Source organism: Lactobacillus sp. C449L, assembly GCF_059900815.1.
Window position 1 is genome coordinate 1 of the sequence record NZ_JBWXGA010000104.1, and the last position, 494, is coordinate 494.

The 494-nt window shown below is 55.3% G+C and carries 1 protein-coding gene; it reads right to left on the reverse strand.

Annotated features, from left to right (window positions below; translation table 11 throughout):
* Positions 1-475 (reverse strand): hypothetical protein (locus AC2JF9_RS08520; RefSeq protein ID WP_500726911.1); only part of this gene is annotated, 475 nt, incomplete at its 3' end.
* Between the last annotated feature and the right edge of the window lie 19 nt (positions 476-494).

The window sequence follows — 494 nt, forward strand, 5'->3', positions numbered from 1 at the left end:
CATAAATTTGAGATGCATTTCGGGCACTTTCTAGTACGGTGACAGCACGGTCAGAGAACCAGAATTCAACACCGGCCTGAAAGAGAAAAGATGCGAACGCGACAACAAGAAGTGTCGGTACGCTTGCCACTACAGAAAAGAGAGCAACTAATCGGACATGAAGTCGCCCCCTACCCCCTAGTTCCGAGCGGGCCGCCCTCCTGATTGCTAGCCTGCGCGCAACCAAGACCATGACCGCCATTGCAGGAATGAGATTGGCGACGAGTAGTGCCGCCATAGCCTGTGGTGCAAAAGGGCTCGCGCCGGCACCTGTTATGACCAAGTAACTGACGAGGATCATCGCCACCAGGGCGATTACCGCAACCGCTTCTCCAACCCTGACGAGACCCGAACTACGGCTCATTTCGCTGAGCCAATGCCGCATTGAGGCGATGCGGTTCGTTGCAGGCGCTTCGATCGGAGCTTCAGCGTTCACGCATCCTGCTTATCATAAG